Source organism: Thioalkalivibrio sp. XN8 (genome assembly GCF_011058255.1).
Classification (GTDB): domain Bacteria; phylum Pseudomonadota; class Gammaproteobacteria; order Steroidobacterales; family XN24; genus XN24.
Genome location: NZ_JAALFH010000067.1, coordinates 1 through 14,932 on the forward strand (window position 1 = coordinate 1; position 14,932 = coordinate 14,932).

Consider the following 14,932-nt stretch of genomic DNA (forward strand, 5'->3'; position numbering starts at 1 on the left):
AGGACACGATGGCGCTTGGCGTCCGCGAGGGGGCGCCGGCAACGTCCGACGCACCGGCAGCGGGGCCCGGCGCTATCGCTGCCGCGGCGCCCGCCGCCGCCCCGGCACCGGCCGACGAACTGCCGCTCGGCCATGCGCTGGGCCAGCTTGGCGGGGTCTACATCCTGGCGCAGAACCGGGACGGGCTGGTCATCGTCGACATGCACGCGGCCCACGAGCGGGTCTTGTATGAGCGCCTGAAACAGGCGCTGGGGGGCACGGAGGCGGCGGGCCAGCCGCTGCTGGTGCCGCTCAGCGTGCGGGTGTCGGCGCGGGAAGCCGAGCTGGCGGACTCGGTGCGCCCGGAGCTGGCGCGCATCGGGCTCGAGATCGATCGCCGCGGCCCTGATGTCCTGGTGATCCGCCAGGTGCCGGTGCTGCTGGGCAACACCGATGCCGAGGCGCTGCTGCGCGACCTGCTCGCCGACCTGGCGGAGCAGGGCAGCAGCCGGCGGGTCGAGGAGCGCATGAACGAGGTGCTGGCCACCATGGCCTGCCATGGCTCGGTCCGGGCCAACCGCCAGCTGACGCTGGCGGAGATGAATGCCCTGTTGCGCGACATGGAGCGCACCGAACGGGCAGACCAGTGCAATCACGGGCGGCCGACCTGGACCCAGCTCAGCATGGCTGAACTCGACCGGCTGTTCCTGCGCGGCCGCTGAGCGACGGCGTGGAGCGCCAGCCCGCGATCCTGTTGATGGGCCCGACGGCGTCGGGCAAGACCGGCCTGGCCATCGAGCTGGCCCGCGCGCTGCCGCTGGAGATCGTCAGCGTGGACTCGGCGCTGGTGTATCGCGAGATGGATATCGGCACCGCCAAGCCGTCGCCGGCGCTGCGCGCGGAGACCCCGCACCACCTCGTGGACCTCGTCGATCCGGCCGAGACCTATTCCGCCGGCCGTTTCCGCCGCGAGGCGCTGGCGGCGATGACGGCCATCCGCGCCCGGGGCCGGGTCCCGCTGCTGACCGGCGGGACGATGATGTATTTTCGCGCCCTGCAGCGGGGCCTGGCCGAATTGCCCCCGGCCGACCCGGCGCTGCGGGTCGAGCTCGATCGCCAGGCGGCGGCGCACGGCTGGCCGGCGCTGCATGCCAGGCTGGCCGTGGTCGACCCGGTGGCGGCCAGCCGCATCCAGCCGGGCGATTCGCAGCGCATTCAGCGGGCGCTGGAGGTCTGGCAGCTTGCCGGCCGCCCGCTCTCCGAGCTGCAGGCGGCCGGCGACAGCCCGCTCGAGGGCTGGCGGCTGCTGAAGCTGGCGCTGGCGCCGCCCGACCGGGCCGCGCTGCATGCCCGCATCGAGCAGCGCTTCCGGGACATGATGGCGGCCGGCCTGCTGGCAGAGGTGGAACGGCTGCACGCGCGCGGCGACCTGCATGCCGGGCTGCCGTCGATCCGCGCCGTGGGATATCGCCAGCTGTGGCGCGCCGTCGCCGGGGAATGCGAGCTCGACCGGGCCGTGGCCGACGCCATCACGGCCACGCGCCGCCTGGCGAAGCGGCAGATGACCTGGTTGCGGGCGGAGTCCGAGCTCCACTGGCCGGCGGACGGCGCCGGCGCGCGGGCCCTGATCGAGCGCTGGCTGGGCTGAACTCCGGGCGGCCCGCAGGTGTCGGTATGCTAAACTTGGATATCAGGTGCGCGGGCTTGGGCCGGTGCGCGCATCGCCGGTGGAGGGAACTCCCGGAAGAATAACGGCCCGCCACGGAGAGCTCATTCAATGGCCAGAGGACAGTCGCTGCAGGACCCCTTCCTCAACGCCCTGCGCAGGGAAAAGGTGCCCGTTTCAATTTACCTGGTGAACGGCATCAAGCTGCAGGGCCAGATCGAGTCTTTCGACCAGTTCGTCGTACTGCTCAAGAACAGCGTCAGCCAGATGGTGTACAAGCACGCCATCTCCACCGTCGTGCCCTCGCGCAATGTGCGCATCGCGACCGGCGAAGACGCCGGCGACGACGACGGCCAGGGCTGAGGCGCAGCGGGAGGACCTGTTGTTCGAACGTCCGGGGCACGGTGAGCGTGCCGTTCTGGTCCAGGTCGGTTTCGGCGATCGTCCTTCCGCGGCAGAACTAGAAGAACTCGAGCGCCTGGCCGTTTCCGCCGGGGCCACGGTCGCGGGCCGGCTCACGGCCTCGCGGGCCGCGCCCGATCCGCGCCTCTATATCGGCTCCGGCAAGGCCGAGGAACTCGCCGCGTTGATCCGCGAGTCCGGCTCCGACCTGGTGCTGTTCAATCATTCGCTTTCCCCCAGCCAGGAACGCAACCTGGAAAAGGTTTTGAGCTGCCGCGTGCTCGATCGCACCGGGCTGATTCTCGATATCTTCGCCCAGCGCGCGCGCAGCTTCGAAGGCAAGCTGCAGGTCGAGCTCGCGCAGCTGCGGCACCTGTCCACCCGGCTGGTGCGGGGCTGGACCCACCTGGAGCGCCAGAAAGGCGGCATCGGCCTGCGCGGGCCCGGCGAGACCCAGCTGGAGACGGACCGGCGCCTGCTGGCGAACCGCATCAGGATGCTCACGCGGCGACTGGAGAAGGTCGACAAGCAGCGCGAGCAGGGCCGGCGGACCCGCGCCAAGGCGGAAGTGCCCACGGTTGCGCTGGTCGGGTACACCAATGCCGGCAAGTCGACGCTGTTCAATCGCCTCACTGAGGCGCGCGTGTACGCCGCCGACCAGCTTTTCGCCACCCTGGACCCGACGCTGCGCCGCCTCGAGCTGGCCGCCGGGCTCGACGTGGTGCTGGCCGACACGGTGGGTTTCGTGCGCGACCTGCCGCACGAGCTGGTGGCGGCCTTCCGCTCGACCCTGAAGGAAACCCGCGACGCGGCGCTGCTCCTGCACGTGATCGACAGCGCCGACCCGCTGCGGGACGAGCGCATCGAGCATGTCGACCGCGTACTGGCGGAGATCGGCGCGGAGGATGTGCCCCAGCTGCTGGTCTACAACAAGATCGATGCGACGGGGGAGGCGCCCGGTACCAGCCGGGACGAGGCCGGCCGCGTGCGCTCGGTGCGCGTATCGGCGCGCAGCGGCGCGGGGCTGGAGCTGCTGACCGCGACGCTGCGCGAGCACTTCGGCGCGGGCCGGGTCCTCGGCAGCTTGCACCTCGCTGCATCGGAGGGCGGCCTGCGCGCGAAACTCTATGATGCCGACATGGTGCGGCAGGAGTCGGGCGACGATGCCGGCGGCTGGAATCTCGAGGTCGAGGCGCCAAAGGTGGCCCTGGAACGATTCTGCCGCGATACTGGTCTGAAGCGCAGCCGGATACGCCCCCGTCCTTGTGAGGGGTCCGGCGCATCCCTACAATCGCGGACCGTGGCCTGAGTGACGATCCGCGCTCAGCGCGAACAACGAGTCTTTAAGGAACATCATGGCTTGGAACGAACCTGGCAAGGGCGGTAATCCCTGGAATTCCGGCGGCGGCAAGCAAGGCCCCCCGGACCTCGACAAGGTCGCCCGCGACCTGCAACGGAAGCTTTCCGGGGTCTTCGGCGGCAAGGGCCGCGGGACGGGCTCGGGCGGCGGCGGCGGCCGCGCGGCCGGAGCCGGCCTGGGGCTGGTGGCGGCGGCGGGTGTCGTGCTCTGGCTGCTGTCCGGCTTCTACCAGGTGGACGAAGCCGAGCGGGGCGTGGTCCTGCAGTTCGGCGCCTATCACAAGACCACCTTGCCCGGCCTGCACTGGCACATCCCTTACCCGATCCAGCGCGTCGAAACCGTCAATGTCGCGCAGGTCGACTCCTTCACCCACTCCACCCGGATGCTGACCGCCGACGAGAACATCGTCAGCGTGGACCTCAGGGTCCAGTTCCGTCGCACGGACGCGCAGGCCTTCCTGTTCAACGTGCGTGATCCCGAGCAGACGCTCGGCGAGGTCACCGAGACTGCGATCCGCGAGGTGGTGGGCAAGAGCCTGCTGGACTTCGTCCTGACCGAGGGCCGCGCCGAGGTCGCCGTGCAGGCCCGGGAAATCATCCAGTCGACGCTGGATTCCTACGGCACGGGTATCGAGGTCACCTCGGTGAACCTCGAGGACGCGAACTTCCCTTCGCAGGTGGAAGCGGCCGTGCAGGACGCCATCAAGGCGCGCGAGGACCGCGACCGCCTGGCGCTGGAAGCGGAGGCCTATGCCAACGACGTGGTGCCGCGCGCCCGCGGTGGCGCGGCCCGGCTGATGGAAAGCGCCGAGGCCTACCGGGCCCAGGTCATCGCCGAGGCGGAGGGTGAGACCGATCGCTTCCTCGCCCTGCTGGCCGAGTACACCCGCGCGCCCCAGGTGACGCGACAGCGCCTGTATTTCGAAACCATGGAACAGGTGCTCGGCAATGCCAGCAAGATCCTGGTCGATGCGCCGGGCAGCGGGACCCTGATGTACCTGCCGATCGAGGAGCTCTTGAAGCGCTCCGGCGGCGCCTCCACCCGCCTGGCGGATCCCGCCGACCAGGGCCAGGCGAGCCAGCCTCGCCAGACAGAGCGCGCGGCCCCGCCCACCACCGACCTGCGTTCGAGGGGGACCCGCTGATGGGCGCCAAAGGAACAAGCCTGCTGCTGATCGCCGTGGCAGCCGTGGTGCTGCTGTCGATGTCCGTGTTCATCGTCGACGAGCGCGAATATGCCATCAAGCTGCGTTTCGGCGAGATCGTGCGGATGGACTTCGAGCCGGGACTGCATTTCAAGACGCCGTTCGTCAACACGGTGCGGAAGTTCGACAACCGGGTGCTGACCCGCAACAACCCGAACGAGCCCTTCCTGACGGCCGAGAAGAAGAACCTGCGGGTGGACTTCTACGTCAAGTGGCGGATCGTGGATGTCGGCCAGTACTTCCGGGCGACCGGCGGCGACGAACGGCTCGCGACCAGCCGCCTGCTGGAAATCATGAAGGATGGCCTGCGCGCGCAGTTCGCCCGCCAGACCGTGCAGGAGGTCGTGACCGCCGACCGCGCCCAGGTGGTGGACGAGTTGATGGACACCGCCGGGGTCACGGCGCGCGAGCTCGGCATCGAGATCGTCGATGTCCGCGTCAAGACCCTGGACCTGCCGCCCGACGTCAGCGAGAGCGTGTTCAACCGCATGCGCCAGGAGCGCGCCCGGGTGGCTGCGCAGCTGCGCGCGGAGGGCGGGGAGACCGCCGAGCGGATTCGCTCCGACGCTGACCGCCAGCGCACCATCATCATCGCCGAGGCGCAGCGCGACGCCCAGCGCATTCGCGGCGCCGGCGATGCGCGGGCGGCCGAGGTGTATGCCCAGGCCTTCGAGCAGGACCGTGACTTCTACGAGTTCTGGCGCAGCATGCAGGCCTTCCGGACGTCCATCGGCCAGGGCAATGACATGCTGGTGATCGAGCCCGACGGCGAGTTCTTCCGCTTCCTGAAGGATCCGACGGGCGGGGCCGGGCGCTAAAGGGCGCCGCCGGCATGAACTGGACCGACCTGCTGGCGGCGGTCGCGCTGGTCATGGTGATCGAGGGATTGTTGCCCTTCGCCAACCCGCGCGGGTCGCGCAGGGCCATGGCCATGCTGGCCCAGATGCCGGAGGACAAGCTCCGGCTCATCGGCCTCGTGAGCATCGTGGCGGGGCTGCTGCTGCTGTATTTCGTGCGTTCCGGGGCTTGATCCAGGGGAGGCCTCCGTAGTGGGCAAGAACGTGGTCGTCATCGGCACCCAGTGGGGTGACGAGGGCAAGGGCAAGATCGTCGACCTCCTGACGGATCGCGTGGCCGCCGTGGTGCGCTTCCAGGGCGGCCACAACGCCGGCCACACGCTGGTCATCGAGGGGCGCAAGACCATCGTGCGCTTGTTGCCTTCCGGCATCCTGCGCGAGGGCGTGGCCTGCCTGATCGGCAACGGCGTGGTGCTGTCGCCGGAAGCGCTGCTGGGGGAGCTCGACGAGCTTACGGCGCGGGGCGTCCCGGTCGCCGAGCGCCTGCGCATCAGCCCCGCCTGCCCGCTGATCATTCCCTCGCACGTGGCGCTGGACGCGGCCCGGGAGCATGCCAAGGGCGCCGCCAAGATCGGCACGACCGGGCGGGGCATCGGCCCGGCCTACGAGGACAAGGTCGCCCGCCGGGCGCTGCGCGTGTCCGACCTCGCCCACCGCGAGCGCTTCGCCGCCAAGCTCGGCGAGGTGCTGGATTTCCATAACTTCGTGCTGCAGCGCTATTTCCAGCGCGACCCGGTGGACTTCCAGGAGACGCTGGAGACCCTGCTGGCCCAGGGGGAGCGGATCCTGCCGATGATGGCCGACGTGGCCAGCCTGCTCGAGGCTTACCGCCGCGCCGGCCACAACGTGCTGTTTGAAGGCGCGCAGGGCGCCCTGCTGGACATCGACCAGGGCACCTATCCCTACGTCACCTCGTCGAATACCACCGCCGGCGGCGCGTGCACCGGCGCCGGCGTGGGGCCGAGGGCCATCGATCACGTGCTCGGCATCGTCAAGGCCTACACCACCCGGGTCGGGGCGGGGCCGTTTCCGACCGAATTGTTCGACGAGATGGGTGAGCACCTGGCCCGGGTCGGCCACGAGTTCGGCTCGGTGACCGGCCGGGCGCGCCGCTGCGGCTGGTTCGACGCCGTGGCCCTGCGCCGCTCCATCGCCCTGAACAGCGTCTCGGGGCTGTGCGTGACCAAGCTCGACGTGCTGGATGACCTCGACACCATCCGCATCTGCGTGGGCTACAAGGTGGGTGGCGAGGTCGTGGATACGCCGCCGCTGGCCGCGGACCAGTACGCCGAGATCGAGCCCATTTACGAGGACGTGCCGGGCTGGAAGAGTTCGACGGTCGGGCTCACCGCCTATTCGGAACTGCCGGAAAACGCCCGCGCGTATCTCGACCGATTGCAGGACGTCGTCGGCGTGCCGATCGATATCATCTCCACCGGGCCTGACCGGGCCGAGACCATCGTCCTGCGTAACCCCTTCGATTGAGCCCCGGGGCTGGGGACTGTCCCCACTGGGGACAGTCCCCGCCGGATCTACTGCCTGACAGCGACATTGCGCTCGCTGAGGATGCTCTTCACGTGCCCCGGCTCGTGGCAGCCGATGCAGTGGGGCGCCGCTTGCAGGTACTCGGAATGCCGCTCGATGTAGTACGGGGCCACGGTGGCGACTTCCTCGTTCATGTGGCAGCCGATGCAGTTGGCCATGGTCTTGTCGGGGTAGCTGGCCAGCTGGTCGTGGTGCGGATCCATCTGCCCGGTGAACACCAGCCAGACCTTGCGCGCGCCCTGGGTCTTGTCCCGCCAGAAACCGCCGGTGTGGCAGTCGAGGCAGCCGACCTCGGGATGCATGCCGTGGTCCCAGGACGCCTTGTGGTAGGCGTGGCAGGAACTGCAGAAGGCGTCGGTCTTGGTCATCTTGTGGCCCGCCACGCCGCCCACGGCGAACAATGCGAGCAGGCCGGCGATGACGATGATCCAGAGCTTGTTCATCTCCTGCCTCCCGTCACTGTACGCGTTCCGTGCCGTTCCACACCAGGTCGGCCTCGGGCAGCAGCGGCAGGTACTGGAGCCAGACGTGCGAATCGAGGTGTTCCTGGCTCTGCTGCAGCTTGCGGCTGTGCTCGCGGATCGGCGGGACCAGTTCCTTGATCGGCGTGTCCATCACCTCGGCGATGGCGTAGCCGGAGGCCCGGATGGCCAGGCTGGCGGCCTGGTCGCTGTACTGCTGCGAGGCGGCGAGCGTGTCCAGGGCCTTGACGGGGTTGTGAGCGCCGGCGCTGTTCTCGGCCGAGACGTAATCCCAGAACCACTGGCCCTTGCGCACCAGCTCGCGCGCCTGCGCAAGTAGCTCCTCGTCGACGTCCGGCGTCTCCATGGCGCGCCGAATGGCCTCGTGCGCCCGAACCGACTTGTCTTGGGCAATCAGCAGCTGGTCCCAGACGCGCTCCTGGTTGTAGACCGTGCGCTCACGCAGGTCGGAGGGACTCTGGTCCGCATGGCAGCTGCCGCAGGAATTCTTGATCGACTCGTCGTTTTTCAGCGGCGAGGTCCAGTGGTGCGAGGTAATGGTCACCGGGCCTTCCTTGACGCGCGGCATGTGGCAGTCGGCGCATTGCACGCCGGCCTGGGCGTGGACGCTGTCGGAATACATCTCGTACTCGGGATGCTGGGTCTTCAGCATCGGCGCCTTGGACACCGCGTGGACCCAGTCGGTGAACTGGCCCTTGAAGCCGTCGCGCTCCGGGTCGCCTGCGGACATCAGCTCGTAAATATCTTCCGCGTTCAGGCCTTCGTCCCAGGGGAAGTGCACTTTCGCGGCGACGCCGGCGTCACCCTTCTCGAAGTAATACTCGACGTGGCACTGGGCGCACACCAGCGAGCGCATTTCGTCGTTCGAGGCATCCCGCCAGTCACGCCCCTGGCGCTTCAGGTAGTCGTCCAGCGGGATGCTGGTGATCACCAGCTTCATCTGGTTGTCGGGGTCGTGGCAGTTGGTGCAACCGATGTTGTGGCGCTCCGGGTCGTGCATCTCACGAAAGTCGTGGAAGTTCATCGCCCAGAAGTCGTTGCCATGCTTCTCCAGCAGCTGCGGGATGGTGTTGGTCTTGCAGTTCCAGCAGGTGGCAGGCAGGCCGGCCTGTTCGCTGTAGCGGTTGATCCGGTCGATCTTGGTCACGTCCTGGATCGCATAAGTATGGCCGCGGGCGCGGTCGTACTCGTAGCTGAAGGGATAGCCGAGCCACAGGTTCTTCAGGTATGGCTGGGCGTGCTTGTAGCCTTTCGGCAGCGGGTCCCAGTTATTGTGCTTCTGGTGCGGGACCGAGCCGGCGTACTCCGTCATCTCGGAGTCGTCGTTGTTCTGCAGGTACGACTGGTACTGGGGCAGGTTCTGGAAGGCCAGGTTGCCTTCGCCCAGTTCCCGTTCCGACGGCGGCTGGAAGGCCCCCGGGGTCTTGGGCGCCGAGGATTCGTCCGGCGACTGCGCGCTGAGCGAAAGGGCGCCGCCCGCCAGGACGGCGGTGGTAAGGAGGGCGATTAAGTAACGCATTGCGGTGGCTCCTGCAAGATTCTGCCCGTGGCAGCGATCGACAAAACCGGACGCCCCGTCCGGCCGTTAAATGAATCATATGAGATGCATCAAATAGGAGTGAATAGGGAGTTATCCCTATTGCGATGCAACAGCTCCGGCGCGGGCTGGCACACCGGGTGGCGGGTGCCCTGCGCTCCATGGCGCTGGCTAGGAGCCGGCGCCGATCAGGTAGGGATCGCCGTGCGCCGCGACGAGGATTTCCCGGGCCCGGCGCGCCTGCTCCCGGTCGGTGGCATGCACCACCACGGGGAAGGCCCCGGCGCGGGCGTCGTCCTGCGCGGCCGTCGCCAGCAACCCCTTGGCCGGGCGTGCGGACAGCAGGCCGCCCAGCAGCAATCCCGCGACGGCGCCGAAGGCGCCGGCCACGAAGAACATCAGCGCCGGCATGGCCAGTACCAGCGTCGAGCGTGCGTTCCAGGCGAACAGCCACAGCAGGATGCCGAGCACGGCACCCGCGGCGCCGAGCAAGACGTGCCAGCGGACGAGCGCCTTGCGGGTAGCACGCCGCTCGGCGCCGCGGGCCACCTGCAGCCCTTCGCTTTCGTCGACGATCTCTACCTGGGCCCGGGCGATGTTCGCCGCAGCCAGTTGCTCGATCGCCTTTTCGGCGGCCTCCCGCGACGAGAACCGGGCGCCGACGTCAACGGGCGCGGGATCGATCGCGACCCTGTCTTTCATGTCGAGCATGCGTGCCCCTGGGCTGTCGTTTCAGGCCAACGTTCGCAACTTCCGTGGATTACGGCACTGAGAAATCGCAATGCGGCGGCAGCGCCGTTGCGTCATGAATGTGTGACGACCTCGAAGAGAAAAGGGGGGCGATCATGCAGCCCATCAGCAGAGAAACACTGGAGAAGATGAACGAGCAGAAGAAGGATGACTTCGTGCTCATCAACGTGCTGCCCCGCGAGGCGTTCCGGGAAGCCCACATCCGCACGTCCATCAACATTCCCCACGAGGATGACACCTTCGTCGAAGAGGTGGAGAAAGTCGCCGGCGGCAAGGATCGCAAGATCGTCATGTACTGCGCGAACAAGGATTGTGACGCGTCTCCGACTGCCGCGAAGAAGCTGGACGAAGCGGGCTTCGAGCACGTCTACGACTACGAGGGGGGCACCAGGGACTGGCTGCGGAACCACTGAAGCATGTCCGACGACCACGACATCGAGCGCTTCGAAGACCTGCTGCAGGGGTTCGACCACGCCATGCTGGTCAGCGTGGCGAATGACGGCAGCCTGCACGCCCGGCCGATGGCCATCGCCGACAGCGACGGCGCGGCCCTGAGCTTCGCGACCAGCAATCGTTCGGCCAAGGCGACCGAAATCACCATGCGGCCCGGCGTGGCCGTCGTGATGCAGGCGGCGGGCGCCTACCTGGCGATCTCCGGGACGGCCCGGCTGGTCGACGACCGCGCCCGGGTGGAGGTGCTGTGGCGGGACGATTGGCAGCTCTGGTTCCCGGAGGGACCCGGGGATCCCGCACTGGTGCTGATCGAAGTCGATCCGGACCGGGCGGAGTACTGGGATCGTACGGGAGCACGCCGGCTCGAATTCCTGTGGGAGGCGGGCAAGGCGATGGCCGCGGGACGCCGGCTCAGCGAGAAGGAGCTGTCCGGCCACGGGAAATTCACTTTCGGCTGATGCCGAGCCGGCCGCCACGGGCGCCAGGTCGCGCCGCGGGCCGGCGCAATGTCTTCTTGGAGATGACGATGAACGAAAAATATTCACGGCCCGTGACCGTGCTCTGCGCCGCGGCCCTGGCCTTAGTGCTTGCTACGCCGCTGGCGGGGTGCCCGAACCGTTCGGACGAGCAGTCCGCATCCGAACAACCCAAGGCGGGAGAACTCGCGCGGGAGAAGGAGGCCGAGCGCAGGCCGGGCGCAGCGGAGCCCGAAACGGACCCGGGCGAAGTCGACTACACGGACGAGTACTCCGAGCCTCGCGAGTCATGGACCGGCGGCGGTACGGCGCGCGACGCCGAATTCACCGGCATCGCCGCAACCGATGCCCGCGCCCAGGAACAGCTGCGGGAGACGCTGGCGGCCCGCGAAGATTTCGGCGACGTCCAGGTCGAGGTGACGGACGGAATCGCCCATCTCACCGGTGAAGTCGACTCGATGGCGATCAAGCGCGACGCCGGCGCCCTCGCGATGGCCCTGGAAGGCGTGGTCGAGGTCCGCAACGACCTGAAGATCAGGACGGTCCCCGAATAAACACCGGGCGACCATCGGGCGCGGTCATAGAGGGCGATTAGCACTGGATTCTCGGGGCCGGTGCCGGTAGCCTCACGCGATGATCGCCCGACGACGGAAACATGCGCCGCTGCGCGCGCTGGCGGCGCTGACCGGGACCGCGTGCCTGGCCCTTCTTCCGGCTGTGGCAGCCGCGGCGGCCGAGGGCCCCGGCGACTGGTCCGGCTCGTGGGAGAGCCGTTGGCGCGGCGGTGGTGCGCAGCTGATACTCGAGCAGTCCGGCGACCGGGTCGAAGGGACGTATCCGGTGCTAGAGGGCGTTATCGAGGGCCAGGTCGAGGGATCCCGGCTCAAGGGCACCTGGCGCGACCCGAGCGGCTCGGGCGATTTCGTGTTCTCCATGGCGCCGGATGGGCAGACTTTCATGGGCCGCTTCGGCACCGGCGAGTGGTGGACCGCGCGCCGGCAGTCGCCCGGCGAGTCGGCGGCGATCTACAAAGACAAGTCGAGCCCGGCGAAGACGCTGTTTTCCTTCCTGCTTGGGGCCAACGAGGCGGCCACGGGCCGGATCGACCGCCTCGGCCCGACGCTTGAGCTGCTCGATTTCAGTGCTTACCACCAGACGCTGACGCCGACGGTGCGCATGCAGCTGGCAACGAGCTTCTTCAGGGTCCTGGACCGGCTTACGTTCCGCGTGTGGTCGGTGCGCTCGCTCGGGAACGGCGGCGGTGACGAGTTCTCCACCGAACTGGAACAGGCCGGCACCGGCGTCGAGTTCAACTTGCGCTTCCGGCGCGTCTCGGCGCCGGGCGAACCGGACGCCTGGCTGCTGGTGGTGCCCCCGGAAGACGAGATGGAAGAGGTGCTGGATCGCCTGCTCGAGGTCTACGACGGCGAGATCCCGCATGCACGGCAGCATCATGAGCTGAAGTCGCCGCGGGACACGATGCGCACCTTCCTCGAGGAGTGGCACGGGTGGCGCGTCGAGCCCTCGGAACTGTTGCTGCGGACGATGGACCTGTCGCGGCTGCCGGCGGCAACGCGCCTCGAGGAAGGCGCCCTCCGCGGCCAATACCTGAAAGAGATCATCAGCCGCATCGGCCCGGTGATCTGGCAGGAGATTCCCGACAATCCCCGGCAGCGCTCACCCTACGTGCATTTCCTGCACCCTGAAGGCAGCGTCGAGATCGTGCCCGTGCAGCAGGAGGAGGGTAGCTGGATCTGGCAGTTCAGCGCGGACACGGTCGCCAGCTCGCGCTCCCTGTTCATGGCGCTGGAGGACATGCCGCCGGACGCCCGGGTAATGCGGGAAGGGACGGAATCGACGCCGTTTTTCGAGGTTCGCAACCGGGTAAGGGCTGTTCATCGGGGCCTGCTCGTGGATATCGGCGGCGTCGAACTGTGGCAGTGGCTCGCCCTCGGGCTGTGGCTGGTCGTCAGCGTTCCGATCAGCTGGCTGCTGACGTCGTTGCTGGCGTGGGTCCTGCGGCTCAGGCGGGACGTGATACCGATCGACGGCTTCAGCGTCAACGCGACCTTCATCTGGCCAATGCGGCTGATCCTGATCACCTGGATCGGCCTGTTCGGCCTGCGGCGGCTGGGCCTGCCGCAACATGTGGACATCCCGCTGCGGGCGGCCATCGGCGTCGTCCTGTCGGTCGCCGGCGCCTGGCTCCTGTACCACCTCATCGGCAAGATCAGCGCGTTGTTCGAGGCACAGTCCCGGCGCTACAAGTTCCGCGACGAGATCCTGCGCTCGCTGCTGACCTCGATCGCCAAGCTGGCGGTCATTGTCGGCGCGTTCCTGTTCCTGGCCGAGATTCTCTCGATCCCGGTCCAGGGGGTGATCGCCGGTCTCGGCATCGGCGGCCTGGCGGTGGCGCTCGCCGCGCGCGGCACGCTGGAAAATTTCATCGGCGGCATCACGCTGTTTGCCGACAAGCCGATCGACGTGGGCGATTTCTGCAGCTTCGGCGACCGGCTCGGCGTGGTCGAGGCCATCGGCCTGCGCTCGGTCAAGATCCGCTCGCTCGATCGTACGGTCGTTACCGTCCCGAACGCAGAGTTTGCCAATCTGCATATCGTGAATCTCAGCCGCCGGGACCAGATGCTCTTGACTGCCGAAATCGGCTTGCGATATGAGACCACGCCGGACCAGTTGCGCTGGGTGCTCAGCGAGATTCGCAAGCTGCTGCTCGAGCATCCGCTGGTCACCGACGATCCCGCGCGCGCGCGCTTCATCGGCTTCGGTGAGCATGCCGTGAACATCGAGATTTTCGCCTTCGTGGCCACGTCGGACTGGAATCAGTTCCTGGCCGTGCGGGAAGATATCTTCCTGAGGCTGATCGAGATCGTCGAGGAAGCCGGTACCGGCTTTGCGTTCCCGTCCACGGTCAATTACCTTGCCCGTGACAGCGGCATCGACCAGGAGCGCAAGCAGCGCGCGGAAGAGACCATGGAGAAACTGCGCCAGGACCACAAGCTGCCGTTCCCGGACTTCGACGAAGCGACGCGGGAGGAGGTCCGCGACCGGCTGGATTACCCGCCGGCAGGCTCCCCGCACGCGAAGCGAGACTGAATCCGCCATGCGATCGCTGCTCCGTAAACGCCGCTTCCTGTCTCCGGTCTGGCGCGGCGCCGCGATCGCCTCGCTGGCTCTCCTGTCACCGCAGGCCGTCGCGGCCGAAAGCCTGCATCCGTGGCTCGACCAGAGGGTGGGCGCCTTCGTCGGCGCCGTGAACTTCGATGTGGACGTCACCATGGCGAAGTGGACCGAGGGCGAGCGCATCGACTACATCAACCTCGCCCGGCTCGGCGTGCCGGAAAGCGACACCGATCTCTGGGCGCGGCTGAGTACCCGCATTGGCACGCGGTGGCAGCTCGGCTTCGACTATTTCACCATCGATGTCGCCGGCGGCAGGGCGGTCGATTTCGAATTCGAGTTCGGCGACCTCGCGGTCCCGGTCGGGGCCTCGACGGAGGCGGCGCTGGATGCGGATTTCTATGTCGTCAGCATGAACTACTCTTTCTACCGGTCCCACCGCGCCGAGTTCGGCGCCGGGCTCGGGGTCCACGGCGTGGACCTGGAATACGACCTGTTCGCCGAAGTCCGCGCCGGATCCATGGTGAGGACACTGGGCGAGGAACAGGACGATTTCCTGGCGCCGCTGCCCAATGCGGCCATATACGCGGCCTACGCGTTCACCCCGAAGCTCCTGGGCCAGCTCAAGGGGGGCTGGATCAGCCTGAGCTACGACGAGTACGACGGCGAGTTGCTGGCGCTCCATGCCCAGCTGGCATACCTGCTTACCGGGCGAGTGAGCGTGGGGCTGGGCTACAGCATGTTCGATCTGGACGTGACGAGAGACCGGGGCACGCTGCGCGAATACTACGATTTCGATCTGCAGGGACCGAGGGTCTTTCTGGCCGTCGGGTTCTGATCAGCCCTTCGGGAGAGGCTGGTCCAGTCCGGATAGGGACGACTCGGCCGTCGAGATGGTGCCGAGGAGAGGACTTGAACCTCCACGGGGTTACCCCCACTGGCACCTGAAGCCAGCGCGTCTACCAATTCCGCCACCTCGGCACGAGGGCAAAGCAGGAGAACCCTGCTGAGCGGGACGCGAAGAATACGGCCGCCGTGTATCCTTGTCAACGCGGCCGGACAAGAATCCGGGCGCCAATCTGCATG

The 14,932-nt window shown here is 67.8% G+C and carries 15 protein-coding genes, 1 tRNA gene and 1 pseudogene; 13 read left to right on the plus strand and 4 right to left on the minus strand.

All coding sequences use genetic code 11. From position 1 onward, the window contains the following. The 8 genes and pseudogenes from mutL to G6N75_RS12290 all read left to right on the plus strand — a co-directional run. Window positions 1-701 (plus strand): annotated as a pseudogene (gene mutL, locus G6N75_RS12255) (DNA mismatch repair protein MutL); the annotation flags it as partial. 35 nt (window positions 702-736) lie between these two features. Beyond that, window positions 737-1,627: a tRNA (adenosine(37)-N6)-dimethylallyltransferase MiaA gene (gene miaA / locus G6N75_RS12260; RefSeq protein WP_240901144.1), complete on the plus strand. Its 891-nt coding sequence runs from the start codon at window positions 737-739 to the stop codon at window positions 1,625-1,627. 129 nt (window positions 1,628-1,756) lie between these two features. After that, window positions 1,757-2,008 (plus strand): RNA chaperone Hfq, encoded by a 252-nt coding sequence (hfq, locus tag G6N75_RS12265; RefSeq protein WP_165348659.1) that lies wholly within the window; start codon window positions 1,757-1,759, stop codon window positions 2,006-2,008. A gap of 19 nt (window positions 2,009-2,027) precedes the next feature. Beyond that, window positions 2,028-3,356, plus strand: coding sequence for a ribosome rescue GTPase HflX (hflX, locus tag G6N75_RS12270; protein WP_165348660.1), 1,329 nt, complete (start codon window positions 2,028-2,030; stop codon window positions 3,354-3,356). A gap of 46 nt (window positions 3,357-3,402) precedes the next feature. Then, entirely contained in the window at window positions 3,403-4,551 is a 1,149-nt protein-coding gene (gene hflK, locus G6N75_RS12275) for an FtsH protease activity modulator HflK (RefSeq protein ID WP_165348661.1), read from the plus strand. Beyond that, window positions 4,551-5,429 carry a protease modulator HflC gene (hflC, locus tag G6N75_RS12280; protein WP_165348662.1) on the plus strand — a complete coding sequence of 293 codons (879 nt, stop codon included), beginning with the start codon at window positions 4,551-4,553 and terminating at the stop codon, window positions 5,427-5,429. Before hflK ends, hflC begins: the two co-directional genes overlap by 1 nt. A gap of 14 nt (window positions 5,430-5,443) precedes the next feature. Next, entirely contained in the window at window positions 5,444-5,641 is a 198-nt protein-coding gene (locus G6N75_RS12285; protein ID WP_165348663.1) for a DUF2065 domain-containing protein, read from the plus strand. Window positions 5,642-5,660: 19 nt separating this feature from the next. Continuing rightward, a complete protein-coding gene (locus tag G6N75_RS12290; RefSeq protein ID WP_165348664.1) occupies window positions 5,661-6,953 on the plus strand; it encodes an adenylosuccinate synthase in 1,293 nt (430 codons plus the stop codon). A gap of 47 nt (window positions 6,954-7,000) precedes the next feature. Here G6N75_RS12290 and G6N75_RS12295 read toward each other — a convergent pair whose 3' ends face one another. The 3 genes from G6N75_RS12295 to G6N75_RS12305 all read right to left on the minus strand — a co-directional run bounded on the left by G6N75_RS12295 (window position 7,001) and on the right by G6N75_RS12305 (window position 9,734). After that, complete coding sequence (locus G6N75_RS12295; RefSeq protein WP_165348665.1) at window positions 7,001-7,456, minus strand: NapC/NirT family cytochrome c; 456 nt, start codon at window positions 7,454-7,456, stop codon at window positions 7,001-7,003. Window positions 7,457-7,469: 13 nt separating this feature from the next. Then, window positions 7,470-9,014, minus strand: coding sequence for an ammonia-forming cytochrome c nitrite reductase subunit c552 (locus tag G6N75_RS12300; protein WP_165348666.1), 1,545 nt, complete (start codon window positions 9,012-9,014; stop codon window positions 7,470-7,472). Window positions 9,015-9,203: 189 nt separating this feature from the next. Beyond that, window positions 9,204-9,734 (minus strand): hypothetical protein, encoded by a 531-nt coding sequence (locus G6N75_RS12305; RefSeq protein WP_165348667.1) that lies wholly within the window; start codon window positions 9,732-9,734, stop codon window positions 9,204-9,206. Between the two features lie 143 nt (window positions 9,735-9,877). Between G6N75_RS12305 and G6N75_RS12310 the strand changes: the two genes are divergently transcribed. The 5 genes from G6N75_RS12310 to G6N75_RS12330 all read left to right on the plus strand — a co-directional run bounded on the left by G6N75_RS12310 (window position 9,878) and on the right by G6N75_RS12330 (window position 14,684). Then, on the plus strand, window positions 9,878-10,195 hold the full coding sequence (locus tag G6N75_RS12310; protein WP_165348668.1) for a rhodanese-like domain-containing protein: 318 nt from the start codon (window positions 9,878-9,880) through the stop codon (window positions 10,193-10,195). A 3-nt stretch (window positions 10,196-10,198) separates the two neighbouring features. Continuing rightward, the gene (locus G6N75_RS12315; protein WP_165348669.1) at window positions 10,199-10,693 is read left to right on the plus strand and encodes a pyridoxamine 5'-phosphate oxidase family protein; all 495 of its coding nucleotides are present in this window, start codon (window positions 10,199-10,201) and stop codon (window positions 10,691-10,693) included. 68 nt (window positions 10,694-10,761) lie between these two features. Next, window positions 10,762-11,265, plus strand: coding sequence for a BON domain-containing protein (locus G6N75_RS12320; protein WP_165348670.1), 504 nt, complete (start codon window positions 10,762-10,764; stop codon window positions 11,263-11,265). Between the two features lie 79 nt (window positions 11,266-11,344). Beyond that, window positions 11,345-13,822 (plus strand): mechanosensitive ion channel family protein, encoded by a 2,478-nt coding sequence (locus G6N75_RS12325; protein ID WP_165348671.1) that lies wholly within the window; start codon window positions 11,345-11,347, stop codon window positions 13,820-13,822. A 7-nt stretch (window positions 13,823-13,829) separates the two neighbouring features. Continuing rightward, window positions 13,830-14,684 (plus strand): hypothetical protein, encoded by an 855-nt coding sequence (locus G6N75_RS12330; protein WP_165348672.1) that lies wholly within the window; start codon window positions 13,830-13,832, stop codon window positions 14,682-14,684. A 56-nt stretch (window positions 14,685-14,740) separates the two neighbouring features. On the opposite strand, the gene G6N75_RS12335 is transcribed toward G6N75_RS12330, so the two are convergent. Next, window positions 14,741-14,827 (minus strand) — tRNA-Leu (locus G6N75_RS12335). Window positions 14,828-14,932: the final 105 nt, after the last annotated feature.